Genomic DNA, 24,064 nt, shown 5'->3' on the forward strand with positions numbered 1-24,064 from the left:
GAAGAAGAAGATTGTCCTACTTCTGTTGGAAAGTAGTGGGACAATCTTCTTCTTCATCATTATATATACATTGATTACTTCTTAGTAATCCGGAACCAGTCTACATCTGCCCATCCTCCGTCGTTAGTGACGATAGCCGGTCGTGTGCAGAACATTCCGACCTTTGTGCCAATCCATTGTCCTTCTCTTGCCTGGAAAGGATTGCCTAGTGGCTGATATTTCTTTCCGTCAAGGCTGTAGCTGAAGTTACACATCACAATGAGATCGTGTCCGCCTTCGCTGCCTTTGATCTTCTTGCCGTCATAGCTGAAACGAACTTTCAGATAAACAGTATTTTGAGAAAGATCCACAGAAGCATTTGCCTGTTCCGGTTTTCCTTTATCTGCTTTTTTACATTCAACTTGAGACAGGACCAGACCTTTATCTGTATTTTCCAGAATGATTCCGGCATAATCTCTACCCATTACAACCAGTCCGGTGCGTTCACCTTTATTTTTAGGATGAGGGGTAAACGTAAGTTTCATTGTTGCAGTAAAATTGTCAGAAGGCGTTTTCTGTAGAAGCAGGTTGGCTACATCCCACAGATTTTTATAGTCATTCAAAACCGGATAGGAGTATAATCTTACATAGCTCTTATCACCTGCATAGTATGCCCATTTTTCATTGATGTTGGCATGCCATTGCCATTGTGGAGAGAGGGTATATCCGTCGAACTCGTCACTTTCCTGCGGAGTGCAGATAGGATATGTTTTACCTACATTCGGCTTTTTATAAGTCAGAACAGGTTCGCCACAGCCGTCACCGTCTTTGTCTATGCCGATCACAGGCCAGTCGTTTACCCATTTCATAGGCTGAAGATGCATGATACGTCCGTAAGCACCCACATCCTGAAAGTGAAGGAACCAATCTTCTCCGGTAGGAGTATCTACCCATGCACCCTGATGAGGACCGTTGACAGGAGAGTTGCCTTGCGCAAGTACGGTTTTCCATTCGTAGGGACCATAGATGTTTTTAGAACGTAGTACAACCTGCCAGCCTGTTGGTACGCCACCGGCCGGATGGAAGATATAATAATAGTCATTTCTTTTATACATTTTAGGACCTTCACAAGTCTGATGTGCTTCATGACCATCGAAGATTATGCGTGAAGGAGTGATGGCTTTTGTTGCTTCTGCATTTAGTTCGCAGATGGTGATTACACTTTTCAGTCCGGCACGACTTCCTGCGTATGCATGTACCATATACACTTTCCCGTCTTCATCCCAAAACGGGCAGGTGTCAATAATTCCTTTTCCCGGTTTCACCAAGACTGGTTCGCTCCACGGACCTTTCGGGTCTTTGGCTTTCACCATAAAAGCTCCCTGGTCAGGATCCCCCCAAAAGATATAGAACTCTCCGTTATGATGGCGAATGGCTGGGGCCCAGACACGGTTGCCATGTTCCGGCCGTTCCGGAGTTTCGATGGGAGGGAGGGCATTGGGGACGGCGGCACCGATAATCGTCCAGTTCACCAAGTCCTTGGAATGTAGGATTTGTAATCCGGGTAAACAGTTGAAACTGGATGAAGTCATATAGAAATCATCTCCTACGCGGCAAGCGTCAGGATCGGAGTAATCGGCATAAAGTACCGGATTTTTGTATTTACCGTTTCCGAGGTCGGAAACCCATACCTCAGATACATAGTTTTTTTGTGCTACTGCGGTGAAGACCGTTAATAGGCAAAAAGCTAAAGTCTGTGTCAATCGTTTCATGTTATAGATTATAATTATATAAGTGATTTGCTGGTTTTATCCGGTGACAAAGGTAGAAAAAAAGACTCTGCACTAGGAGGAATATTTGTGCAGAGTCATAGAAAAATTGGTAGAAACCTCGTAATTTTTGTTTAGTTGTATATGTATCTACCTTATCACCTTTACGGTTACCGGGTGAGCCAACTCTTCTTTCCATTCACGAAGATAGGCAAACCATGCTTCCGGTGTTTTATATCCGAAAGTTTCTTTCATCGAAGTAAAAGTCGTATGATACTGGAAATATTTATTTCCCGGAGCGGTAATCGTATAAAGGAAGTTAGCTTTATCCTTTTCTTCCGATTTCACATAACGTTGAGGAATGCAAGTGCCCAGTCCTACGGTTTCTTTAGCATATTTCACTGTGTCGTTTACAGGCCAGTCCGTTCCCCAGCTTCCTACAAGCCCTTTATGATCGGAGAAAGACTTGGAAGTACCTACTATGTCTTGTACACCTGTGCAGAAAACTTCCTTATTGAGCGGTTCGTCAAAGAATGCTTCAATATGAAGATCGCGATGTCCTGCATAGAGCGTATAACGTGTCATCATATTCAGTTCCGTATCCTGATATTTCCATCCGGTCACTTCAATTTCAACAATCACGCGTACCGGTCCGTAAGAGATGATACGTTCCGTGCGGGTATCTACCGGAGTGATGTGTGTAGCTTGCTGTCCGTCCCAACCTTTCAACGCACCCGGTCCGCAGCTGTCGAACACACGGAGCACGTCATCTCCGAATCCTTTAGCTAACTGCTCATCCGTCGGATAGAACTGCGATTCTTTGATTTCCAGCCCTTTGTTGAACTTGCCATAAATATCCGGCGTCTGTTTCTCATTGAAATAAAGGCGGTATCCTACCAGTTCCGATTCCAATACCGGACCGTGAGGACGTACCATACTGTATATATTACTAGTGCCGGGAACAGTGATAGCTTGTACCCGCTGATGCTTTCCTTTCCGGTTGTCTACGATAAACATGTCGGCATAAACTCGTTCAGGATAAGTCTTTGTACTCTTTTCTGAAGAAAGTGTAATCTGGAATGTTTTTCTACCATGAGCAGGAAGATCGGCAACAAAAGCCAGTTCGTCCATCTTACGGTCTCTGTTCAGATCGTCCAACTGGGAAGCTATTTCTTTGCTCCCTTCCATGACAATGGCAGATTTTACATTGAAACCAGTATGCAGTTCATGCAAATTGATGACAATCGGAGCATCCGTTTTTGCCTGATTCCAGTTGTTCTGCACTTCAACTGTGATGGTTTTCTCCTGTTTCTGCGCTTGGGCAGACAGACTGAAAGCTCCTAAAAAGAAAGTAATAATAAAAAGATTCTTCTTCATGTTTCTAAGGCTGAAATTATACGTCGTATTTCTCCTTGCAAAAATAGCAGAAAAAATAGCAGACTGTGTCTCTTTTGAGGAGATTATAGTCTGCTATTTGAGCTTTTTACTCTATATAATGATATTGTGGTTTTCTTTTCTTTCACCACAGAGGACACGGAGGACACAGAGGAATAAATATGCAGTAAATGGATTTTATTTTATTAAACAGAATCCTCTGTGTCCTCCGTGTCCTCTGTGGTGAACCTTATTTGAGACTTAAAATCTCCTCTTTTGCTCCTAATTCCTCATAAACCTTTCCGTCTATAGTCAGATTCTTGGCATTCTTAACATTTAATATGTTGTTGCCTTTAGAAGATTCTACATAAATATTTTCCAGAGTAACTCCGTCCACCTGGCTGATAACGACTCCATCCGTAGCTTCCGTCATCACAACGTTTTTAACGGTAATATTGCTGATGGGCATTTCCGGCAGTCCGTTGAAGAACATGGCACGTCCCGAACCTCTGCAAACAATATTGGAGATGTGAATATTGCGGAAAGCAGGTGTTTCTTCCGTCACCGGAGGAATGGCAGTCTTCATACGGTTCAACAGATCTTCTTCCGATTCTTCACCGGCACCTTTTCCACCGTAGAACAAGTCGAACAATAAAGGTTCATTCGGGATATTAATCATGTTGATATTGTTAATGTAGATGTTTTCTACCACACCGCCACGTCCGCGGGTACTCTTGAAACGCAAACCTACATCTGTACCCATAAAGGTGCAGTCCTCTACATAGATATTCTTCACACCGCCGGACATTTCACTACCTACCACGAATCCACCGTGTCCGTGCAATACTGTATTGTTTTTCACGATCACGTTCTGGCAAGGTTCTCCACGACGGCGTCCATCTTCGTCTTTACCGGATTTGATACAGATGGCATCATCTCCCGCATCAAACACACTATTGATAATCAGAGCGTTTTTACAGGATTCCAAGTCGATAGCATCACCGTTTTGAGAATACCAGGGGTTGATGACCATGATATTATTTACTGTGAAATCTTCGCATGACAAGGGGTGCAGACACCAGCTTGGTGAGTTTTTGAAAGTAACGCCTTCCAGCAGTACCTGTTTACTTTTGACGATACTCAACAGTACCGGACGCAACCACGGACGGATTTCTGCCCATTCTTCATCTGTGTTGATACCTTCGGGTACATTGAAGTCTTTGCAAGCCATTGCACCTTTCAGTGAGCCGGCAGTAGGATACCATATCTCTTGTTTCTCGTCGAGAACACCTCCTGAATTTACCAGCTTTTTCCATTGTGAAGCAGTCAGCTTTCCTTTTTTCACCGGACGCCAGCAGTCACCGTTTCCGTCAAATGTACCATGTCCGGTGATAGCGATATTTTCTGCATTGCGTGCTGAAATCGGCGATTGGCAACGACGAGTCTCGAGTCCTTCGAAAGAAGTGGCAATGATAGGATATGCCTCAAAATCACCGGTAAAAAGCACCAGCGCATTTTGTTCCGTATATAGGTTTACATTGCTCAACAACTCGATCGGACCAGTCAACCAGACACCTTCCGGGATAATCACTTTACCCCCTCCGCGTTGATTCACGTCTTTAATAGCATCGTTGATAGCTTTGGTATTCAGGAACAGACCGTCTCCTTTGGCTCCGAATTTCTCAATGTTTACTTCGTAAGCAGGAAAAACCGGTTGTTGTACTTTCGGCATTTCAAAAGGTAAATTCTGGTAAAGAGCGTCACTGATTGAGCTTTCTTTTACAGCAGTCTTGCTTTGTTTACATCCCGATGCAATAAACGGTAAACAGCATACGGCTATCCAGAAGAGTCTTTTTGTCAATGTGTTCATTTAGTAACTTAATTTCTATAGGGTTATACATCTATTGTTTTTCTTGAAAAAACCTCTTAATTATCGATTGCAAAGATAGGTGGGAAAGCTTAAGGCGATGTGGACTAATTGATAGATTACGTGTATTTTTTGTCATTTCTGTCTATTATTTGCACACTTCTCGTGTTTTTATGCAGAAAGTTCCTATCTTTGCACAAAATTTAACTATTAAAAGATATGAGTTACAACTTGTTGAAAGGAAAAAGAGGTGTTATCTTCGGTGCTTTGAACGATCAGTCTATTGCCTGGAAAGTGGCAGAGCGTGCCGTAGAAGAAGGTGCAACCATTACATTATCAAATACTCCGATGGCTATCCGTATGGGAGAAGTCGATGCTTTGGCCGAAAAATTAAATTGCCAGGTTGTTCCGGCAGACGCCACTAGCGTAGAAGATTTGGAGAATGTATTCAAGACCTCCATGGATATACTGGGTGGACAAATTGATTTTGTACTCCACTCTATCGGTATGTCTCCCAACGTGCGCAAGAAACGTACTTACGATGACCTTGACTATGGAATGTTGGATAAGACATTGGATATTTCAGCTGTTTCATTCCACAAAATGATTCAGTCGGCCAAGAAACTGAATGCTATTGCTGATTATGGTTCTATCGTTGCTTTGAGCTACGTAGCCGCACAGCGTACTTTCTATGGCTATAATGATATGGCAGATGCAAAGGCTTTGTTGGAGTCTATTGCTCGCAGCTTCGGTTACATTTACGGACGCGAACATAGCGTACGTGTGAACACGATTTCACAGTCGCCTACATTTACTACTGCCGGTTCGGGCGTGAAGGGTATGGACAAATTGTTCGACTTCTCCAACCGTATGTCTCCGCTCGGAAATGCAACGGCTGACGAATGTGCCGATTATTGCATCGTGATGTTCTCCGATCTTACCCGTAAGGTGACTATGCAGAACTTATTCCATGACGGTGGATTCTCCAGCGTAGGTATGAGTCTTCGTGCCATGGCTACTTACGAAAAAGGACTCGATGAGTACATGGACGAAAATGGTAACATCATTTACGGATAAAAGATTATGAAACTACGGATCTCTCTTCTTATTATATTAATGAGTATGCTTTTCACCTCCTGCGGGATAAGCACAGGAAAGGGTATGGAGCAGAAGGAAGAAGAGATTTCTGTTCTGAGATATGATAAGCTGTTGAGTGAATATGTTCGCTCCAACAGCTTTTCTGCCATGCAGAAGTTGACGATGGACTACCGTATGCCGACGAAGATCCTGATTGAGGATGTATTGTCTATCGGCACGGTGAAAGATGATACCATCTCGCAACGTCTGCAAAAATTCTATTCGGATACGACTTTGGTTCGTTTGCTTAGCGATGTAGAAGCAAAATATCCTAATCTGGATGAAGTGGAAAAAGGACTTAGCAAAGGATTTCGGAAACTGAAAAAGGAAGTGCCTGATACGAAAGTGCCGTTTATCTATTCGCAAGTATCCGCTTTCAACGAATCTATTATTTTGGTGGATTCTTTATTGGGAATCAGTCTTGATAAATATATGGGGGAAGATTATCCTCTTTATAAGCGTTTCTATTACGATTATCAGTGTCGCTCGATGCGTCCGGAACGGATTGTGCCGGATTGTTTTGTTTTTTATCTTTTGAGCCGCTACGGTATGAACTATCATGAAGGTACTTGTCTGATTGACTTGATGATGCATACGGGGAAGATCAATTACGTAGTGCAGAACTTATTGGGATATAGTGATATAGGTGAAGCAATGGGGTATTCCAAGGAGGAAAGCGACTGGTGCAAGGATAATGAAAAGGAGATATGGAATTATATCTGTACCAACGATCATCTGCATGCTCGTGACCCGATGGTGATTCGCTATTATATGAAGCCTGCTCCTGCTGTTGATATGTTGGGTGCTCAAGCTCCGGCATTGATAGGTACGTGGGTGGGAGCAAGAATCATTGCTTCTTACATGAAAAAGCATAAGGATATGAAGCTGAAAGATCTTCTGGAATTTACTGATTACCACGAAATGTTAAGTGAATCCAACTACCTGGCTTCCTGAATCGTTTCTCTTTCTTATTTCTCAATTTTTAATTTTCAATTCTCAATTTAATAAGTGGAAACTGCCCTTTATTTGTTGCCCGTGACTTTAGGCGATACATCGATTGAAAAGGTATTGCCTTCCTATAATAAGGAAATTATTTCCGGTATCCGGTATTTTATAGTCGAAGATGTTCGTTCTGCCCGTCGTTTCCTGAAAAAGGTGGACCGGGAGATTGATATTGATGCGTTGACATTTTATCCGTTGAACAAACATACTTCACCTGAAGATATTTCCGGTTATCTGCAACCTTTGGTAGGCGGAGCTTCAATGGGAGTTATCTCCGAAGCCGGTTGTCCGGCGGTAGCTGATCCGGGAGCGGATGTGGTTGCCATCGCACAACGTAAAAAACTGAAGGTCGTTCCTTTGGTCGGACCCTCTTCGATTATTCTTTCCGTGATGGCTTCGGGCTTTAACGGGCAGAGCTTTGCGTTTCATGGTTATCTGCCGATTGAACCGGGGGAACGTGCCAAGAAACTGAAAACATTGGAGCAGCGTGTGTATGCTGAAAATCAGACACAACTTTTCATTGAGACGCCTTACCGGAATCATAAGATGATAGAAGATATTTTATTAAACTGCCGTCCTCAAACAAAGCTTTGTATTGCTGCCGATATTACGTGTGAAGGAGAGTATATACAGACGCGTACAGTGAAGGACTGGAAGGGACATGTGCCTGAACTGTCTAAGATTCCCTGTATTTTTCTCTTATATAAATAACGCCTTTCAGGTGTTCATATTCATCTTCGAAACAGCTACTGAAGAAGCCTTTTCCCAAGTTTTCCTCTATCTGTTTGAAACTCCATAGCTTACTGTTTTTAAAGCGAGGGGTACAAAGGATGGAATCATCCTTGATATCAACGATGAATAAGTAGATAAGACGGTTGGTTACTTCATTTTCAAAGTGATAAACGATGTTGAATTCTGGTTTGATATCTTTCTCATGCGGGAAAGCATTGTTTATCAAACGAGTGGCACCTGCCTCCAAAGATTCTCCGTAACGGAGATAACATTCCATGGGAATATCCACTTTTCCTTTGTCCAAAATTGCTGTTGACGATCTGTCGCAAAGGAATAGCATTCCGTGAGTGGATATGGCAATTCTTATCACCGGATTGATGTATGCGTTCTTATAATTAACAGCCTCTATCGCAGGGGTCTTCCCGATTACGTCTCCTTTTGTATTCACAATAGGAACATATTCTGTGTGAGACATTAAGTGATTGAAGAAACGGATAGCGATCTGGTTGAACAGGATGCTCATGAGAAAGACCGTAGGAGGTAATACTTTATAGAGTACAAACAGACTTGTCTTACTAAGTGGGTCCTGCAAAATGACAGTGATGCTGATTATAATGAAATGCAGTATTCCAAAAATCAGGGCAATGCGGGCAGATACAACGGCGGCTTCTGCTCCCTGAGCATATAAACGTTTGTTGCAAGAACCTATCTGTTTTAAGAAGTGGTTGATAAACCTTTTCTTATGCATATAAAGACTTAGCATCGGAATGAGAATACTGACTTCCAGAGTCAGTGGTAGCGCACCGGGGGGAACATAATCACCGGGAATGAGAGCTGCTACGGATAATAGTGCCAACACTCCGGTCGCTATATAGAGGATAAAATTAGGAATTAACAATCCTTTACGTCGATAAGAAAGGTATATTCCTATAATACCTATACCTGTACCGATGTAAATAGCCGTGTCTTGCGTTATAAGTTCACACAACAAAATGGAAATAATAACGGGGATAAAACCCAGCGACATGTTAAATGCGGAAGAAAGTATTCCTTTATGGTCCATCTCTATATTTATGTTTATTTGTCGGTTCTATCTATAAAACAAATAGTGTATGTGTTTTGTTTTCTAACGAATATGTTTCTCTGCATGGTAGGAGGAACGAACAAGGGGAGCACTCTCTACGATGTTGAACCCTTTCTCTAAACCAACTGTTTTATATTTCGCGAATTGCACCGGAGTGATGTATGCCGCAACAGGATAATGCCGGTGACTCGGTTGCAGGTATTGACCTATGGTAAGGATCTGGCAACCGGTTGCTAACAGATCGTCCATCAATGTTTCGACTTCCTCCGGAGTTTCACCCAGTCCGACCATAATGCCGCTTTTAGATTTGACTCCCTTTTCGGAAATGTGCCTGATAACCTGTAAGCTTGTATCATAATTTGCTGCACTGCGCACTAGTGGACTAATGCGGCGCACAGTTTCCATATTGTGTGATATGATGTCGGGGCGGGCGTCAATTACTAAATCTACCAACTCCATTCTGCCTTGAAAATCCGGAATCAGTACTTCAATGGTTGTCTGTGGATTCAACCGTTTTATTTCCCGGATGGTACGTGCCCAATGTGCTGCTCCCAAATCAGGTAAATCATCCCGGTCTACAGAGGTGATGACGGCATGATCCAGTTTCATCAGTGCGATGGACTCTGCTACGTGCGTCGGTTCGTTTACATCTAACGGATGGGGACGTCCTGTCTGTGTGTTACAAAATTTACAGCTACGTGTGCAGATATCACCGCCAATCATGAAGGTGGCAGTTCCTTTTCCCCAGCATTCCCCCATATTAGGGCAACGCCCACTGCTGCATATAGTGTGCAAGCAGTGGGAGTCGACAATTCGCTTTGTTTCGGTGTATCGTTCGTTGGCACCGATATTAATTTTCAGCCATTCGGGCTTACGTACTCTATCCGTCATTATAAGTTGTTCAAGAAGAAGTTGGTTAACCGTGTGTACAAGTGTTGGCGGGTATTGCCACCATATATTCCATGATTACGATTCGTGTACACTTGCATATCAAATTGTTTTCCAAGCTGGACTAACTGTTCGGCATATTCTGCGCAGTTCTGGAAGTGAACATTGTCATCTGCCATACCATGTACCAGCAATAAATTTCCATGAAGTTTATCGGCACGGGTGAAGGCTGATGATTCCTTATATCCTTCCGCATTTTCTTTGGGAGTGCGCATGAAACGTTCGGTATAAATCGTATCATAGAAACGCCAGTCGGTCGGTGCGGCTACTGCTACTCCGGCTTTGAATACGGGAGTTCCTTCGCTCATGCTCATAAGAGTCATGTATCCGCCATAACTCCAACCCCAGATACCGATGCGGTTTTTGTCCACATACGCTTGTTTGCCTAGGTAAAGCGCTGTTTCCACCTGGTCTTTGGCTTCTTTGACTCCGATTTTCAAATAGGTACATTTCTCAAAAGCTTCTCCACGGCCTCCAGTGCCACGACCATCTACACATACCACGATATAACCGAGGCTTGCCATGTATGTCTCCCAGCTGATTCCCCAAGTATCCAATACCTGTTGGGAACCCGGGCCACTATATTGATACATCAGTACCGGATATTTTTTGGATGCGGAGAAATTAACCGGTTTCATCATCCAGCCGTTCAACTTCACGCCATCTGTAGTCTGGAAAGTAAAGAACTCTTTTTGTGGTACTGCATATCCGGACAATGTTTGTTTCAACGCATCATTTGTAATAAGCGTTTTGAGCGTTTTGCCCGAATTATCGTTCAAGGTAACTAACAAAGGAGTATCCAGGCTGGAGAACTTGTTCATATAATACTTCATCGATTTGCTGAAAAGCGGTGTATTGGTTCCTGCCTGTTGAGACAATTTGGTCTTTTTGCCTTTCTTGTCTGTTTTATAGACAGCCTTGCGCAGAGGACTCTCTTCGTTGCTGGTATAATAGAAAGAGCCGTCTTCTTCATCATATCCCAGGAAATCTTTCACTTCGAACTTACCATTAGTAACCTTTTTAATCAGGTTACCTCCCATGCTATACCAATAGAGATGACTGTAACCGTCACGTTCGCTAAGCAGGCTGAAATATTCCGGATAGAACTGAATGTTATCGAAAATATTCTCCTTTATGTAATAAGGAGATTCATCACGGAGTATTAGTTTGCAAAGTGTTGAACGAGGATCGGCAAAGTAGAGATCGAAACGGTCTTGATGACGGTTCAATGTCATGATAGCCAATTTGTTGGCATCCTTTGTGAAACGGATACGCGGAATGTATCCATCTGCATCCAGCGGGAGTTTCATCGTACGGGTGACATGTGACTTGATGTCATACGTGCGTACTTCTACTTTCGAATTCGGGTATCCGGCTTTCGGATACTTGTAGGTATATTCACCCGGATAATCTTTTAAAGCATCAATGTGGGGTGCTTGCCCGGCAAATACCGGAAAAGAATAGGAGGGAACTTCTGACTCATCGAAGCGGATGAAAGCGATCAGTGTATTGTCAGCGCTGAATTCCAAAGCACGGTCGAAACCGAACTCTTCTTCATACACCCAGTCGGGGATGCCGTTGATTACAGAGTTCTGTTTGCCATCCTCCGTGATTTGGCTTTCACTGTTGCCATAAAGCAGCTTAACAAGAAATATGTTATTGTTGCGGACAAAAGCAATCATTGTACCGTCTGGAGAAAAGACGGGGACCTGTTGAGGTCCACCGTCAGACAGCCGTTCAATAATGTTGTTTGTCGTAACGCCCTTATCATTTCGTTTCAAAGGGTAAATGTAATGTACAGCTGTGTATGAATGCCTATATATAGGTGTCGTTTTAGTAGCAATCAGCAATTTCTGACCGTCGGGCGAGAACTGGTAACTGTCGAAGTTCTTGAAGTCACATTCGCGTGTAGTGCTTACATCGAAAATCACTTCTACTTTCTCGCCTGTTTTGAAAGAGTATTTAATGATTTGCGTGCCGTCGGCGTTCATCTGCGTGTAGTGTTCGCCATCAGGCATGGGGATTACTCCCTGGATATTTTCCGGGCGGAAACGTCCGGAGGTGATATCTTTTAAATCGAGTGCCTTTTGTCCTTGTGCCATTCCGGTCAGACAGAGAAGGCAGAGTAATAAAGTGATGCTGATCTTTTTCATCTGCTTTTATAATCGGTTTTGGTTTTAATTCGTACTTGCAAAAGTAACAATAAACTTAGATTCAACAAAGCCTGACCGATTTTTATATAGATTTGATAAGGATTATTGGGTGAGATTCAATATCTTTGTGAAAAGGACTTTAAACATTACCACTATGAATTCAAAAAGAAAAGACTTGCAATATGCTTCTGTCTTCTTATTGGCCGTAGCATTGACATTCCTGTTAGGGAAGGGGGATAATCTGTGGTTGGTATCGTGGGGTGACTTGATACCGAGTTTGTTTGTGCTGTTCATAGCAGGTGATTGTTTGCATAGTTCCTTGCTCCGTATCAAACGCGGCGAAGAGGATGGAGGAGCCCGATGGAGTACTTGTTTCACTTTTCTGGTATTCAGTATTGTTTTTATGGGCGACTTATTCTATATCGGCAACTTTATTGTGAATAAACTGTGGGGCTAAAGGATTAGTAGAAATTCTGTTTCACAGGTATTTAATAGTAAGATTTTCTTCTTAACTATAGCTTTTAGTTTACTTTAACTAGATAAATTAGTTTATGAACTAAAACTTTTCGTTATTTGCAGCAAACAAAGTTGCAGATATGAAAGGATTAACAGCAAAAGAAGAAGAAATCATGGGCTTTTTCTGGGAAAAAGGCCCCTTGTTTGTGAAAGAAATGTTGGCTTTCTATGAAGAGCCCAAGCCTCATTTTAATACATTATCTACGATTGTGCGTGGGCTGGAAGAAAAAGGTTTTTTAGCTCACTATACTTTTGGGAATACTTATCAATACTATCCCGTAGTCAGTGAAGAGGATTTTCGTAAAGGAACGTTGCGGAATGTGATTAGCAAGTATTTTAATAATTCTTATCTGAATGCTGTTTCTTCTTTGGTTAAAGAGGAAGATATTTCGTTGGATGAATTGAAACAACTCATTCACGAAGTGGAACAGGCTGATAAGAAACACTAATCTTTTTAACGAAAATCTATGCTATGGGAGTTTTCTTCATCTATATATTAAAATCGTCAGTTTGTCTTGTTTTGTTTTACCTGTTTTTCAGGTTATTACTTAGCAAGGAAACTTTTCATCGTTTCAATCGAATGGCTTTATTGGGAGTGTTGTTCTTTTCATTACTCATTCCTTGTATCGAAGTAACTACCCGGCATCAGGTTGAGGTGCAACAGGCTATGCTTTCCATCGAGCAGTTGCTACTGATGGCAGAGTTGGAAGCTACCCCTGTTGATGCTGATGTAGTGCAGGAGACGTCGGCTATATCTTGGGTACAGGTGGTTCTGCTGGTTTATTTGGCGGGTATTCTGTTTCTTGCCTGTCGCAATATCTATTCTTTGATTTGTCTCTTCCGGTTAATACATTCCGGTAAACATGAGAAGTTGGAAAAGGGGGGTACACTTGTGGTGCACAATCAGGAGATAGCTCCGTTCAGTTGGATGAAGTATATTGTCATCAGCCGGAAAGACCTGAAGGAAAACGGGAGGGAAATCCTTATTCATGAAATGGCTCATATTAACCATCGTCATTCAGTTGACTTATTGGTGGCGGATATTTGCATCTTTTTCCAATGGTTCAACCCTGGTGCGTGGTTGTTGAAACAGGAGTTGCAGAATATTCATGAGTACGAAGCGGATGAGACTGTAATCAATGAGGGTGTAAACGCGAAGGAATATCAACTATTATTAATAAAAAAAGCTGTTGGCACAAGGCTCTACTCTATGGCCAACAGCTTTAATCACAGTAAACTTAAAAAACGTATCACTATGATGTTAAAAGAAAAATCGAATCCGTGGGCACGGTTGAAGTATTTGTATGTACTTCCGTTGGCAGCTATTGCAGTAACCGCTTTTGCCCGTCCTGAAATCTCTGAAACAATGGAAGAGATTTCTGTCGCCAAAGTTAATGATTTGGCAGCAATTGTAGAAAAAAAGAGTGAAGAAAATGTTGTTAAGGAACCGGCTGATACTGCTAAAAATAAGGTGATAGTGGTAGGGTATCGTGCAGAAAAGAAAGATTCTGTCTTAACATCCGGAGAAAAGGAGGTGGCTGTTTCGGTGCGGGGAATTTCAGGTGAAGAAAAACCTTTAGTTATTATTAATGGGAAGGAGTCAGACTATGAAGTGGTAAATGCCTTGAATCCGGAACGTATTGAGAGTATCTCTGTTATAGGTGCTGAAAAGGCTATCAAGATTTATGGAGAAAAAGCCAAGGATGGATTGATGAATATAAAGCTATATTCGGAAAAGAAGTTTAAACCGAAAAAGATAGAAATAGGAAGTCTTAATAAAACAAGGTTAGACGCATTGAATAGTGGGGCTAAGAATTGGGGTGTTACGTTTCATTCTGCTACTGGAGGGAAGCCTTTGATTATTATTGATGGCAAAGAGGCTTCTGGTGATGATCCTTTGGCAAATATATCTCCTGATCGTATTAGAAGTATATCTGTATTGAAAGATAAGAATGCTTTGGCGGCTTATGGTGATAAGGGGAAGAATGGAGTGATTGAAGTGAATCTTTTAGTAAAAGAGGAATATCAAGTCCGTCAGATTCCTATTCGTACTGTGAATGATACAGTAACTTCCACAATAAAAACAACCGTATCCGAAGAATAGCAGTGGATTTTCAAATACTCTCTATTTTCAAATACGGTCAAAATACATTATGATAAAAATTGACGGAGGTACGCCAGTATCTCCGTTTCTTGTTCCGGATGGAACCATTGTATTTCTTCATCTCTTTTGAACCAAGTCATCTGTTTACGCGAATAAATGCGGGAGTTTTGCTTGATTTTATCTATGGCAAAGGGGAGTTCCCATTCTCCATCCAGATACTTGAACAGTTCTTTATAACCTACTGTGTTGAGCGAATTGAGGTGGCGATAGGGAAGTACCGAGCGTACTTCTTCCAGTAATCCTTCCTCCATCATCTGATCTACCCGATGGTTAATACGGTCATACAACTCTTCCCGGTCGCGAGTCAGACCGATTTTTAGAATACGGAAAGGACGTTGCTTTTTTTGTTGGGTGCGAAAAGAAGTATAAGTGCGTCCGGTCATATAGCAAATTTCCAATGCATGAATTACACGTTTGGGATTCTTCAGATCCACTATCCGATAATATTCCGGATCTAGCAGGCGAAGTTCTGCACAGAGTTGTTCAAGTCCTTCCTCCTCATATTTCTGTAGCATGAGTTGACGGGTTTCCGCATCAACGGTAGGAATATCGTCGATACCTTTACAGATAGCGTCTACATACATCATTGAGCCACCTGTGAGAATCACAACTTCATGTTGCGTAAATAATTTTTCCAGAATTTCCAATGCTTCTATTTCATATTGGGCGGCGCTGTAATAGTCTGTAAGGTGGAGTGTACCAACCAATTGATGAGGGACACGTTTAAGTTGATCGGGAGTAGGAGCTGCCGTGCCTATTTTTAATTCGGCATAAAGCTGTCTCGAATCGGCAGATACAATACTTGTCTGAAAAGTTTCTGCTAAGCGCAGGCTCAATTCCGTTTTCCCTACACCTGTAGGACCTATTAGAACAATGAGAGTAGGCATTGGGCTTTAAGTATTAAGTATTATGTATCAAGTATTAAGTATTAAGATGTGTGGGGAACTAAAAAATATTAGGTATTAACTGCCTGGCGCTGCATAGCAATTAATACCTAATACCTAGTACTTAATACTTAGAATTTTTCTTCTTCGTATGGAGTACTTGCGTCACCGCCTATGTCGAATCCTTCCTGATCGAAGTCTTCCATGTCGAAATCTTGGTCACCATAGAAGTTTTCATCCAGATCAAGAGAACCGCTGGCAGCGGCCATTTCTTCAAAATCTACCGTTTGTTTAGGGGCATCTCCTGATTTCTTGGTACATTTGGCACCATTCATATCTTTTCCGGTGATAATTTCGGATAGTTCGATGAAGAAACAACGTTCTGTTATGTAATCGAATACATATAGCAGTTTCTGTTTTTCATCTTCCACCAGTTCACTGATAACAGTGTCTTTCATTACCCAGCTATCCATTTCCGGATTGTCGTCCATTTCTTCCAAGGTTACTTCTTTTCCTTTTTCCCAATCGTCATCGCAGATAAAGAAAGAAGTCATCTGGTCGTTTGTGTACCCTACTGATTTCAGTATTGCTTCATGGAAGTCATAAAAAGTAGCTTCCGGATCAATTTGTATTTCTCTGACAAAATCGTCAACTTCATCAGATATGATAGTAAATCTGTATATCATAATATGACTATTTTGAACTGTTTATTTAATGATACCACGTTCTGAATTACGGATGAAATCAATAATATAGTCAATTTCCGGACTTTTTTCAAATTCATCTTCTATTTTCTTCAATGCTTCTGTCGTGTTCAAACCACTTTGATAAATGATACGATATGCATTGTGAATACTTTCGATCACTTCATTGGCAAAACCACGACGGCGCAGACCGATGATATTGATTCCACTGAAGGCAATCGGTTCACGTCCTGCGATGATGTAAGGAGGAATATCTTTACTGAAGCGGCAGCCGCCCTGAATCATTACATGACTCCCTACATGACAGAATTGGTGCATCAATACATTAGCACTGACAATCGCATTATCATCAATGATGATTTCACCTGCCATCTTGGTAGAGTTACCGATGATACATCCGTTACCAACCAATGCGTCGTGTGCTACGTGTACACCCTCCATCAGTAGATTGTTATTTCCTACAATCGTGCGCCCTTTAGCTGCTGTACCACGGTTGATTGTTACATTTTCACGAATCAGATTATTATCCCCGATTTCGGCTGTCGATTCTTCACCGCGAAACTTAAGGTCCTGCGGAACGGCTCCGATAACAGCACCCGGAAAAATAGTGTTTCCGTTACCAATACGTGAACCATATAAAATATTGGCGTTAGCCATAATTTTATTGTTGTCGCCGATAACTACGTTCTTATCTATAAATACAAAAGGCGCAATTTCTACATTTTCCCCGATTTTAGCTTCGGGATGAATATACGCTAAAGGACTTATCATGCTTTTAATATATCAATTATTACTTATTTTTCACTATTTGTGCCATGAACTCTGCTTCGCAAACAACTTTCTCGCCAACAAATGCATATCCTTTCATAGTAGAAATGCCGCGGCGGATAGGTGCCAGCATTTCTACACGGAAGATAATAGTATCTCCCGGCACTACTTTCTGGCGAAATTTCACTCCATCTATTTTCATGAAATAGGTAGAATAACGTTCGGGTTCGTCTACTGAATTCAAGACAAGTAAACCACCGACTTGTGCCATTGCTTCTACTTGAAGTACTCCCGGCATCACAGGTTCTTGTGGGAAATGTCCCTGAAAGAAAGGTTCGTTAGCCGTGATATTTTTGATACCTACAATGTAGTTAGCACCAATCTCAATCACTTTGTCAACCAGTTGGAAAGGATAGCGGTGCGGCAATAATTCGCGGATACGGTTTACATCCATTACCGGCTCACGACTACAGTCGTAACTTGGCGCCTGTATCTCGTGCAAACGGATTTCTTTCCGCATCTGGCGTGCAAACTTATTATTGATAGTATGTCCGGGACGGGTAGCAATGATACGACCTTTAATCGGTTTACCAATTAAAGCAAGGTCACCGATCACATCCAACAACTTGTGGCGGGCACATTCATTGGGCCAAACCAACGGCTTGTGGTTGATATAGCCTAATTGTTCAGCGTCCATGTGAGGTACTCCCATCACATCTGCCAACTTGTCGAAACTTTCCTGTGACATCTTACGCTCGTAGATTACGATTGCATTGTCCAGGTCACCCCCTTTAATCAATCCGGCGGAAAGCAGCGGTTCTATTTCGCGAACAAAGACGAAAGTACGGCTGGCAGCCACTTCGTCTTTGAAATTATGCATATCTTCGAGTGTAGCAAACTGATTCGGAATAATGGTTGAATCGTAAGAAACCAGTACATTCAGACTGAAATTCTCGTCAGGAAGTACAATGATAGAAGAGCCTGTCGTTTCATCCCGGAACTCAATTTTAGACTTGATAATATAAAAGTCTTTGACGGCATTTTGTTCTACGGTTCCTACACGTTCTATTTCTTGTACATAATATTGTGCACTACCATCTAAAATAGGAAATTCCGGTCCGTTAACCTGGATGAGGCAGTTATCAATGCCCAGTGCGTAGAGGGCTGCCATACCATGTTCAACGGTGCTTACTTTGACTCCATTCTTCGACAATACAGTACCACGAGTGGTTTCTGTCACATTGTCGGCTACTGCATCGATAGTTGGTTGTCCTTCTACGTCAATGCGCTGGATCTTATATCCGTGATTGTCCGGAGCAGGATTAAATGTTACAGTGAGATCAAGTCCAGTGTGAAGACCTTTCCCGCTCAGTGAAAAGCTATCTTTCAGCGTTTTTTGTTTCAGCATTGGTTACTTATTTAATAGTTGTTTTAATTCTTCTACTTCTTTGCGCAGATTACGCAATTCTTTCTGCATATCCGGCAAGCTTCTTTGTGCGACGGATGCTTTAAAGTATTGCTTCAGTTCCATGGGAGGAGTTCCGATAAGTTGACTACCGGATTTGATGTCTCCGGGTACACCTGACTGTGCGCCTAAACCAACTTTGTCTCCTATCTTGGAATGTCCTGCAATACCTACCTGGCCTCCGATCATACACCATTCACCAATTTTGGTAGAACCGGCAATTCCGGCTTGTGCAGCCATTACGGTATGCGAACCTATTTCATCATTATGTGCTATTTGTATCAGATTGTCTAATTTGACACCACTATGCACTACCGTAGCTCCCATTGTAGCACGGTCTACACAAGTATTAGCACCTATATCTACTTTATCTTCCAGAATGACAATTCCGATTTGCGGAATCTTATCGTATCCGTTCGGAGTGGGAGCAAAGCCAAATCCGTCAGCTCCGATCACTGCACCCGAGTGCAGGATACATTCGTTACCTATGCGGCAATCATGATAAACATTTACATTGGAGTAAAGCAAGCAACTGTTGCCTATCTTCACGCCGTCTCCAACAAAAGTGTGTGGATAAATTTGGGTATTATCTCCGATCACGGTATTTTCACCGATATAGGCAAATGCACCGATGTATACGTTCTCACCAATTTTGGCGCTGGGTGCAACGAAAGCTAATGAATCTATACCTTGTTTCTTAGGCTTGCTCATCTCATAAAGATTGAGCAATTTAGCCAGACTTTCATATGCATTGTCTACCTTAATCAGAGTAGCTTTTATTTCGTGCTCGGGAGTGAAGTCCTTGTTAACCAGGACAATGCTTGATTGTGTCTCGTAGATGTAAGGTGTATATTTGGGATTTGACAGGAAAGAAATTGCTCCGGGCATTCCCTCTTCAATTTTAGCGAATGTGTGTACCGTAGCGTTTTCGTCTCCAATGATTTCCCCTTGGATAAATGCTGCAATTTGCTTAGCCGAGAACTCCATGTCTTTAATTTAAAATTTAATTAGTTCACAAATAACGGATTTTTTTTTCAGATTTCCGTGTTATTGCATGAATATTTTATACTTATCTGTGTAATCTCTGATAGCAGAGATAGTATTTCTTTACCTTTTTGGACAATAATGAGATGTTCAGCATGTCCGATGCTTCGGCAATATTTTTGATAGTGCCGTCTTTGTAGATAATGTCAATACTGTCATCTGCCGGGTCATACATATTCTTTTCGATGCTGGGGGTAGAGACAAAATAGTTCGCTTCGGAAAGGGTTATACCTAATTGCTGGCTGATGTGCAAAGTTAATTCTTTTTTTCTGTCCTCACTAATCGGTTCCGATGAAATTTCTACTTTAAAGATATTTCGGTTTATCATTCCCATGCTTAAAGTAGAAAGAACCTTGTCTGCATGGGTACTCCAGACTTTCAAGGCTGTCCATATATCATTGTCGTCCAGTTGAATAAAATTCTCCAGACAGTCGGGGTTGTTATAGAACTCCGTAGGATTGATATCATTGTAAAGGAAAAAACGCAATGCGGGTGATGCGAACAGTTCCACTCCTTGTGATGCCAGTTCTTTAGCACGTAATAGGGTACTGATAAGCATTTTTTCGTATGCGACGGACGTCTTATGCAGATATACTTGCCAGTACATCAGGCGACGTGCCGTAAGGAAATTCTCGATAGAGTAGATTCCTTTGGATTCGACAACCAGGCGGTCGTCCGCTACATCAAGCATTTTTATAATCCGTGCGGAACCGATATTTCCTTCTGTCACACCTGTGTAAAAGCTGTCGCGGCGAAGATAATCCAATCTGTCCATATCCAGCTGACCGCTTACAAGTTGATGGAGAAAGCGTTTTGGATATTCGTCTTTGAAGATTTGAATGGCAAGACTAAGCTGACCACTCATCTCTTTGTTCATCCGTTCCATCAGCATGAGGGAAATCTCTTCGTGGGAGACCCCTTTTACTATAGTATCTTCCAGTACATGTGAGAAAGGCCCATGTCCTATATCATGTAACAGGATGGCGGCCTGTACAGCTTCCGCTTCCACTGTCAAAGATGAAATTACCTTTAGAAGCCAGTTGGCTGATAGCTTCACTCATCAAGTAAAAAGCACCTAAAGAGTGTTGGAAGCGGGTATGTTGTGCACCGGGGTATACAACAGATGATAATCCTACCTGCTTGATGCGGGTAAGACGCTGCAAAAGGGGATGCCGTACTATATCGTACAGTAACCCCTTTGGAATATTGATGAACCCGAATACGGGGTCGTTAATTATCTTTCTTTCGTAAGGCATTCGTTTTCTTTAGAGATCCTTTTTCTCTTTTCAGAGAATTGCTTTGAGTTGTTCAGCCATTTGCGCCTGTACTTCTTGTGCGGCGGTGCGGGCAGCTTCTGCAAACTTCTCTGTTTTATCTACGTAGATGATACCACGTGAGGAATTAACAATGATTCCGCATGTACTGTTCATTCCGTATTTACAAACTTCTTCGAGCGAGCCGCCTTGTGCTCCTACACCTGGTACGAGAAGGAAATGGTTCGGAACAATTTTACGAATATCTTCGAAAGCGCGTCCTTGAGTGGCACCTACCACATACATCATGCGGTCGTCACTAGCCCATTCTTGTGATTTACGTAATACTTTCTCGAACAGACGTTCGCCGTTTACATCTTCTGTTAGTTGGAAGTCATGCGAACCTTTGTTGGAAGTCAATGCCAACAGGATCACCCATTTACCTTCATAGGTAAGGAACGGAGTAACACTGTCTTCGCCCATATAAGGAGCTACCGTTACAGAGTCGATATTAAGCTCTTCAAAGAAGGTGCGGGCGTACATGGCAGAAGTATTTCCGATGTCACCACGCTTTGCGTCAGCGATGATGAATTGATCCGGATAGTTATCTTTGATGTATTTTACTGTCTTTTCAAATGCGATCCATCCTTTTACGCCCATGCTTTCATAGAAAGCCAGATTGGGTTTATAGGCGATGCACAAATCTGCTGTCGCGTCGATGATGGCTTTGTTGAATGCAAAGATCGGATCTTCTTCTTTCAACAGATGCTCCGGGATTTTCTTGATGTCAGTATCAAGTCCTACACAGAGGAATGATTTTTTGCGCTTTATGTTTTCAAATAATTGTTGCTTATCCATCTTGTTATTTACTATTATACAATTTACTATTGACTATTTCTAAGAAATCATTCTCAACGATCAACTCTTCATTTTTCTAAAGCTCGCTTTCTTTCAAGCGTTCCGCGTTTTCTGCTACGATCAGGTGGTCGATGCAGTCTTGAATATCCCCGTCCATGAATGCAGCAAGATTATAAATCGTGTAATTGATGCGATGGTCGGTGATTCGTCCCTGCGGATAGTTGTAGGTGCGGATTTTAGCAGAACGGTCTCCGGTCGATACCATTGTTTTACGTTTGGAGGCAATGTCATCGATGTATTTCTGATGTTCCTTGTCATAGATAAACGTACGGAGGCGGGCCAAAGCACGTTCCTTATTTTTCGGTTGGTCACGTGTTTCGGTACATTCAATGAGTATTTCTTCGGCAATACCTGTATTCGGGTTCTTCCAGATATAACGCAGACGTACTCCGGATTCTACCTTATTTACATTCTGTCCACCGGCACCACCACTTCGGAAAGTATCCCATTTGATTTCTCCTTCGTTGATGACTACATCGAATTCTTCAGCTTCGGGAAGTACCGCCACTGATGCGGCAGAAGTATGAACACGTCCTTGTGTTTCGGTAGCAGGAACACGCTGTACGCGGTGTACTCCCGATTCATATTTTAAAATTCCGTATACATTATCACCTGTGACACTACAAACAACTTCTTTGAATCCTCCTGCTGTCCCTTCATTTGCATTGGAGACTTCCATCTTCCAGCCTTTGGTTTCACAGAATTTGGCATACATACGAAAGAGGTCACCGGCAAAGATAGCTGCTTCATCACCTCCTGCACCACCACGGATTTCAAGAATTGCGTTCTTGCTGTCTTGCGGATCGGCAGGGACAAGCATCAGTTTGATTTCTTCTTCCAATACCGGAAGGCGCTCTTGACTATTGTCCATTTCTTCTTTTGCCATCTCGCGCATTTCGGTGTCCGATTCATTAGCAAGGATATTTTTAGCTTCTTCAATATTACCCAGTAATTGGATATATTCTTTCCTTGCTTTCATCAAGTCGTCTAATTCCTTATATTCTTTAGTCAACTTGACGTAACGTTTCTGATCGGCAATCACTGCCGGGTCTGTGATAAGGGTAGATATTTCTTCAAAACGGGCTACGAGTCCGTCTAATTTTTCTAATATGGTACTGTTATCTGCCATTCTTTAGTATCTAAATTCTCCGAATTCGCTCTTAATGATTAATTCTGTTTGCTCACATGCTTCAACACGTCCTACAATCTGTGCCGGAATACCGAATGACTCGGAAATAGCAATTACTTCTTCTGCATGTTCCGGTGACAAGTAGACTTCGAGGCGATGTCCCATATTGAATACCTTGTACATTTCTGCCCAGTCCGTACCGCTTTGTTCTTGAATAGTTTTGAATAAAGGAGGAACGGGGAAAAGATTATCTTTTACTACACGAACATTTTCAACAAAGTGTAAAACTTTGGTTTGTGCACCACCGGAACAGTGTACCATTCCATGGATTTCCGGGCGCAGTGCATCGAGTAATTTCTTCACTACCGGTGCGTATGTACGAGTAGGGGAGAGCACCAACTTACCTGCATCAATCGGAGAATCTTCTACACTGTCTGTCAGTTTTAACTTGCCGGAGTAAACTAATTCTTCGGGAACGGCAGCATCGTAGCTTTCCGGATATTTTTCAGCAAGATATTTTCCGAATACATCGTGACGGGCACTTGTCAAACCATTGCTGCCCATACCGCCATTGTATTCTTTTTCGTAAGTAGCTTGTCCGTAAGAAGCCAGACCGACGATCACGTCACCCGGACGAATATTGGCATTGTCGATAACGTCTGAACGTTTCATGCGACAAGTTACGGTAGAGTCAACGATGATTGTACGAACCAAGTCGCCGACATCAGCTGTTTCACCACCGGTTGCGTATACACCTACCCCCATTTCACGGAGTTCGGCCAGCAATTCATCTGTTCCATTGATGATGGCGGAAATTACTTCTCCGGGAATCAACAGTTTATTACGTCCAATGGTAGAAGAGACAAGAATATTGTCTACGGCACCTACACAAAGCAGGTCGTCGATATTCATAATCAATGCATCCTGTGCGATGCCTTTCCAAACGGACAAATCACCCGTTTCTTTCCAGTACATATAAGCAAGAGATGATTTGGTTCCGGCGCCATCGGCGTGCATAATGTTGCAATATTCCGGGTCACCTCCCAATATATCGGGAATAATTTTACAGAATGCTTTCGGAAAGATTCCTTTGTCGATGTTCTTGATGGCGTTGTGCACATCTTCTTTTGATGCGCTTACTCCACGCATCATGTATCGTTGATTACTCATGAGT

Annotated in this window: 19 protein-coding genes and 2 pseudogenes; 6 read left to right on the top strand and 15 right to left on the bottom strand. The window is 42.3% G+C overall.

All coding sequences use genetic code 11. The features are described from left to right. Window positions 1-74: 74 nt before the first annotated feature. From NXV01_RS09840 to NXV01_RS09850, 3 genes and pseudogenes are all read right to left on the bottom strand, one after another. Window positions 75-1,751 (bottom strand): glycoside hydrolase 43 family protein, encoded by a 1,677-nt coding sequence (locus NXV01_RS09840; protein ID WP_259022291.1) that lies wholly within the window; start codon window positions 1,749-1,751, stop codon window positions 75-77. 147 nt (window positions 1,752-1,898) lie between these two features. Next, window positions 1,899-3,125: a DUF4861 domain-containing protein gene (locus tag NXV01_RS09845; RefSeq protein WP_259022293.1), complete on the bottom strand. Its 1,227-nt coding sequence runs from the start codon at window positions 3,123-3,125 to the stop codon at window positions 1,899-1,901. Between the two features lie 203 nt (window positions 3,126-3,328). Then, a pseudogene (locus NXV01_RS09850) lies at window positions 3,329-4,992 on the bottom strand (glycoside hydrolase family 28 protein). Between the two features lie 216 nt (window positions 4,993-5,208). On the opposite strand from NXV01_RS09850, the gene NXV01_RS09855 reads away from it, so the two are divergent. From NXV01_RS09855 to NXV01_RS09865, 3 genes are read left to right on the top strand one after another with little or no spacing between them, the layout of a single operon-like run. Further along, window positions 5,209-6,066: an enoyl-ACP reductase gene (locus NXV01_RS09855; protein ID WP_004304518.1), complete on the top strand. Its 858-nt coding sequence runs from the start codon at window positions 5,209-5,211 to the stop codon at window positions 6,064-6,066. Between the two features lie 6 nt (window positions 6,067-6,072). Continuing rightward, window positions 6,073-7,080, top strand: coding sequence for a gliding motility lipoprotein GldB (locus NXV01_RS09860; RefSeq protein WP_148364301.1), 1,008 nt, complete (start codon window positions 6,073-6,075; stop codon window positions 7,078-7,080). 54 nt (window positions 7,081-7,134) lie between these two features. Further along, a complete protein-coding gene (locus tag NXV01_RS09865) occupies window positions 7,135-7,839 on the top strand; it encodes an SAM-dependent methyltransferase (RefSeq protein WP_148364302.1) in 705 nt (234 codons plus the stop codon). Here NXV01_RS09865 and NXV01_RS09870 read toward each other — a convergent pair. The 3 genes from NXV01_RS09870 to NXV01_RS09880 all read right to left on the bottom strand — a co-directional run bounded on the left by NXV01_RS09870 (window position 7,805) and on the right by NXV01_RS09880 (window position 12,045). Then, the gene (locus tag NXV01_RS09870) at window positions 7,805-8,923 is read right to left on the bottom strand and encodes a hypothetical protein (protein WP_148364303.1); all 1,119 of its coding nucleotides are present in this window, start codon (window positions 8,921-8,923) and stop codon (window positions 7,805-7,807) included. The two genes, NXV01_RS09865 and NXV01_RS09870, sit on opposite strands and share 35 nt — an antisense overlap. Window positions 8,924-8,986: 63 nt before the next feature. Beyond that, the gene (lipA, locus tag NXV01_RS09875) at window positions 8,987-9,835 is read right to left on the bottom strand and encodes a lipoyl synthase (RefSeq protein WP_259022294.1); all 849 of its coding nucleotides are present in this window, start codon (window positions 9,833-9,835) and stop codon (window positions 8,987-8,989) included. Next, entirely contained in the window at window positions 9,835-12,045 is a 2,211-nt protein-coding gene (locus tag NXV01_RS09880) for a S9 family peptidase (RefSeq protein ID WP_195648484.1), read from the bottom strand. The genes lipA and NXV01_RS09880 overlap by 1 nt, the downstream gene beginning before the upstream one ends. A gap of 154 nt (window positions 12,046-12,199) precedes the next feature. Between NXV01_RS09880 and NXV01_RS09885 the strand changes: the two genes are divergently transcribed. The 3 genes from NXV01_RS09885 (at window position 12,200) to NXV01_RS09895 (ending at window position 14,665) form a co-directional block, all read left to right on the top strand. Next, complete coding sequence (locus tag NXV01_RS09885) at window positions 12,200-12,502, top strand: hypothetical protein (RefSeq protein WP_004304524.1); 303 nt, start codon at window positions 12,200-12,202, stop codon at window positions 12,500-12,502. A 139-nt stretch (window positions 12,503-12,641) separates the two neighbouring features. Continuing rightward, window positions 12,642-13,010 carry a BlaI/MecI/CopY family transcriptional regulator gene (locus tag NXV01_RS09890; protein WP_009000503.1) on the top strand — a complete coding sequence of 123 codons (369 nt, stop codon included), beginning with the start codon at window positions 12,642-12,644 and terminating at the stop codon, window positions 13,008-13,010. A gap of 23 nt (window positions 13,011-13,033) precedes the next feature. Continuing rightward, window positions 13,034-14,665 (top strand): M56 family metallopeptidase, encoded by a 1,632-nt coding sequence (locus tag NXV01_RS09895; protein WP_259022295.1) that lies wholly within the window; start codon window positions 13,034-13,036, stop codon window positions 14,663-14,665. Window positions 14,666-14,712: 47 nt separating this feature from the next. Here NXV01_RS09895 and miaA read toward each other — a convergent pair whose 3' ends face one another. The 9 genes and pseudogenes from miaA to NXV01_RS09940 form a co-directional block, all read right to left on the bottom strand. Next, window positions 14,713-15,612, bottom strand: coding sequence for a tRNA (adenosine(37)-N6)-dimethylallyltransferase MiaA (gene miaA / locus NXV01_RS09900; RefSeq protein WP_259022296.1), 900 nt, complete (start codon window positions 15,610-15,612; stop codon window positions 14,713-14,715). 128 nt (window positions 15,613-15,740) lie between these two features. Next, window positions 15,741-16,295: a plasmid pRiA4b ORF-3 family protein gene (locus NXV01_RS09905; RefSeq protein ID WP_148364307.1), complete on the bottom strand. Its 555-nt coding sequence runs from the start codon at window positions 16,293-16,295 to the stop codon at window positions 15,741-15,743. Between the two features lie 21 nt (window positions 16,296-16,316). Continuing rightward, window positions 16,317-17,084: an acyl-ACP--UDP-N-acetylglucosamine O-acyltransferase gene (gene lpxA / locus NXV01_RS09910; protein WP_148364308.1), complete on the bottom strand. Its 768-nt coding sequence runs from the start codon at window positions 17,082-17,084 to the stop codon at window positions 16,317-16,319. Between the two features lie 19 nt (window positions 17,085-17,103). Continuing rightward, window positions 17,104-18,489 (bottom strand): bifunctional UDP-3-O-[3-hydroxymyristoyl] N-acetylglucosamine deacetylase/3-hydroxyacyl-ACP dehydratase, encoded by a 1,386-nt coding sequence (locus NXV01_RS09915; protein WP_148364309.1) that lies wholly within the window; start codon window positions 18,487-18,489, stop codon window positions 17,104-17,106. 3 nt (window positions 18,490-18,492) lie between these two features. Beyond that, the gene (gene lpxD, locus NXV01_RS09920) at window positions 18,493-19,533 is read right to left on the bottom strand and encodes a UDP-3-O-(3-hydroxymyristoyl)glucosamine N-acyltransferase (RefSeq protein ID WP_217721561.1); all 1,041 of its coding nucleotides are present in this window, start codon (window positions 19,531-19,533) and stop codon (window positions 18,493-18,495) included. Between the two features lie 82 nt (window positions 19,534-19,615). After that, a pseudogene (locus NXV01_RS09925) lies at window positions 19,616-20,846 on the bottom strand (HD domain-containing protein). A gap of 30 nt (window positions 20,847-20,876) precedes the next feature. Continuing rightward, the gene (gene pyrF / locus NXV01_RS09930) at window positions 20,877-21,701 is read right to left on the bottom strand and encodes an orotidine-5'-phosphate decarboxylase (RefSeq protein ID WP_074560076.1); all 825 of its coding nucleotides are present in this window, start codon (window positions 21,699-21,701) and stop codon (window positions 20,877-20,879) included. A 76-nt stretch (window positions 21,702-21,777) separates the two neighbouring features. Continuing rightward, the gene (gene prfA, locus NXV01_RS09935) at window positions 21,778-22,890 is read right to left on the bottom strand and encodes a peptide chain release factor 1 (RefSeq protein ID WP_074560074.1); all 1,113 of its coding nucleotides are present in this window, start codon (window positions 22,888-22,890) and stop codon (window positions 21,778-21,780) included. Window positions 22,891-22,893: 3 nt separating this feature from the next. Next, window positions 22,894-24,060, bottom strand: a complete 1,167-nt coding sequence (locus tag NXV01_RS09940; protein WP_004320904.1) for an AIR synthase-related protein — start codon at window positions 24,058-24,060, stop codon at window positions 22,894-22,896. Window positions 24,061-24,064: the final 4 nt, after the last annotated feature.

This window comes from Bacteroides sp. BFG-606, from assembly GCF_024788145.1.
GTDB lineage: Bacteria > Bacteroidota > Bacteroidia > Bacteroidales > Bacteroidaceae > Bacteroides > Bacteroides vicugnae.

Excerpts from the sequence above, each read along its gene's own strand:
- NXV01_RS09840 (WP_259022291.1), bottom strand. The coding sequence starts at position 1,751 with ATGAAACGATTGACACAGACTTTAGCTTTTTGCCTATTAACGGTCTTC.
- NXV01_RS09845 (WP_259022293.1), bottom strand. The coding sequence starts at position 3,125 with ATGAAGAAGAATCTTTTTATTATTACTTTCTTTTTAGGAGCTTTCAGT.
- NXV01_RS09855 (WP_004304518.1), top strand. The coding sequence starts at position 5,209 with ATGAGTTACAACTTGTTGAAAGGAAAAAGAGGTGTTATCTTCGGTGCT.
- NXV01_RS09860 (WP_148364301.1), top strand. The coding sequence starts at position 6,073 with ATGAAACTACGGATCTCTCTTCTTATTATATTAATGAGTATGCTTTTC.
- NXV01_RS09870 (WP_148364303.1), bottom strand. The coding sequence starts at position 8,923 with ATGGACCATAAAGGAATACTTTCTTCCGCATTTAACATGTCGCTGGGT.
- lipA (WP_259022294.1), bottom strand. The coding sequence starts at position 9,835 with ATGACGGATAGAGTACGTAAGCCCGAATGGCTGAAAATTAATATCGGT.
- NXV01_RS09880 (WP_195648484.1), bottom strand. The coding sequence starts at position 12,045 with ATGAAAAAGATCAGCATCACTTTATTACTCTGCCTTCTCTGTCTGACC.
- NXV01_RS09885 (WP_004304524.1), top strand. The coding sequence starts at position 12,200 with ATGAATTCAAAAAGAAAAGACTTGCAATATGCTTCTGTCTTCTTATTG.
- NXV01_RS09890 (WP_009000503.1), top strand. The coding sequence starts at position 12,642 with ATGAAAGGATTAACAGCAAAAGAAGAAGAAATCATGGGCTTTTTCTGG.
- NXV01_RS09895 (WP_259022295.1), top strand. The coding sequence starts at position 13,034 with ATGGGAGTTTTCTTCATCTATATATTAAAATCGTCAGTTTGTCTTGTT.
- miaA (WP_259022296.1), bottom strand. The coding sequence starts at position 15,612 with ATGCCTACTCTCATTGTTCTAATAGGTCCTACAGGTGTAGGGAAAACG.
- NXV01_RS09905 (WP_148364307.1), bottom strand. The coding sequence starts at position 16,295 with ATGATATACAGATTTACTATCATATCTGATGAAGTTGACGATTTTGTC.
- lpxA (WP_148364308.1), bottom strand. The coding sequence starts at position 17,084 with ATGATAAGTCCTTTAGCGTATATTCATCCCGAAGCTAAAATCGGGGAA.
- NXV01_RS09915 (WP_148364309.1), bottom strand. The coding sequence starts at position 18,489 with ATGCTGAAACAAAAAACGCTGAAAGATAGCTTTTCACTGAGCGGGAAA.
- lpxD (WP_217721561.1), bottom strand. The coding sequence starts at position 19,533 with ATGGAGTTCTCGGCTAAGCAAATTGCAGCATTTATCCAAGGGGAAATC.
- pyrF (WP_074560076.1), bottom strand. The coding sequence starts at position 21,701 with ATGGATAAGCAACAATTATTTGAAAACATAAAGCGCAAAAAATCATTC.
- prfA (WP_074560074.1), bottom strand. The coding sequence starts at position 22,890 with ATGGCAGATAACAGTACCATATTAGAAAAATTAGACGGACTCGTAGCC.
- NXV01_RS09940 (WP_004320904.1), bottom strand. The coding sequence starts at position 24,060 with ATGAGTAATCAACGATACATGATGCGTGGAGTAAGCGCATCAAAAGAA.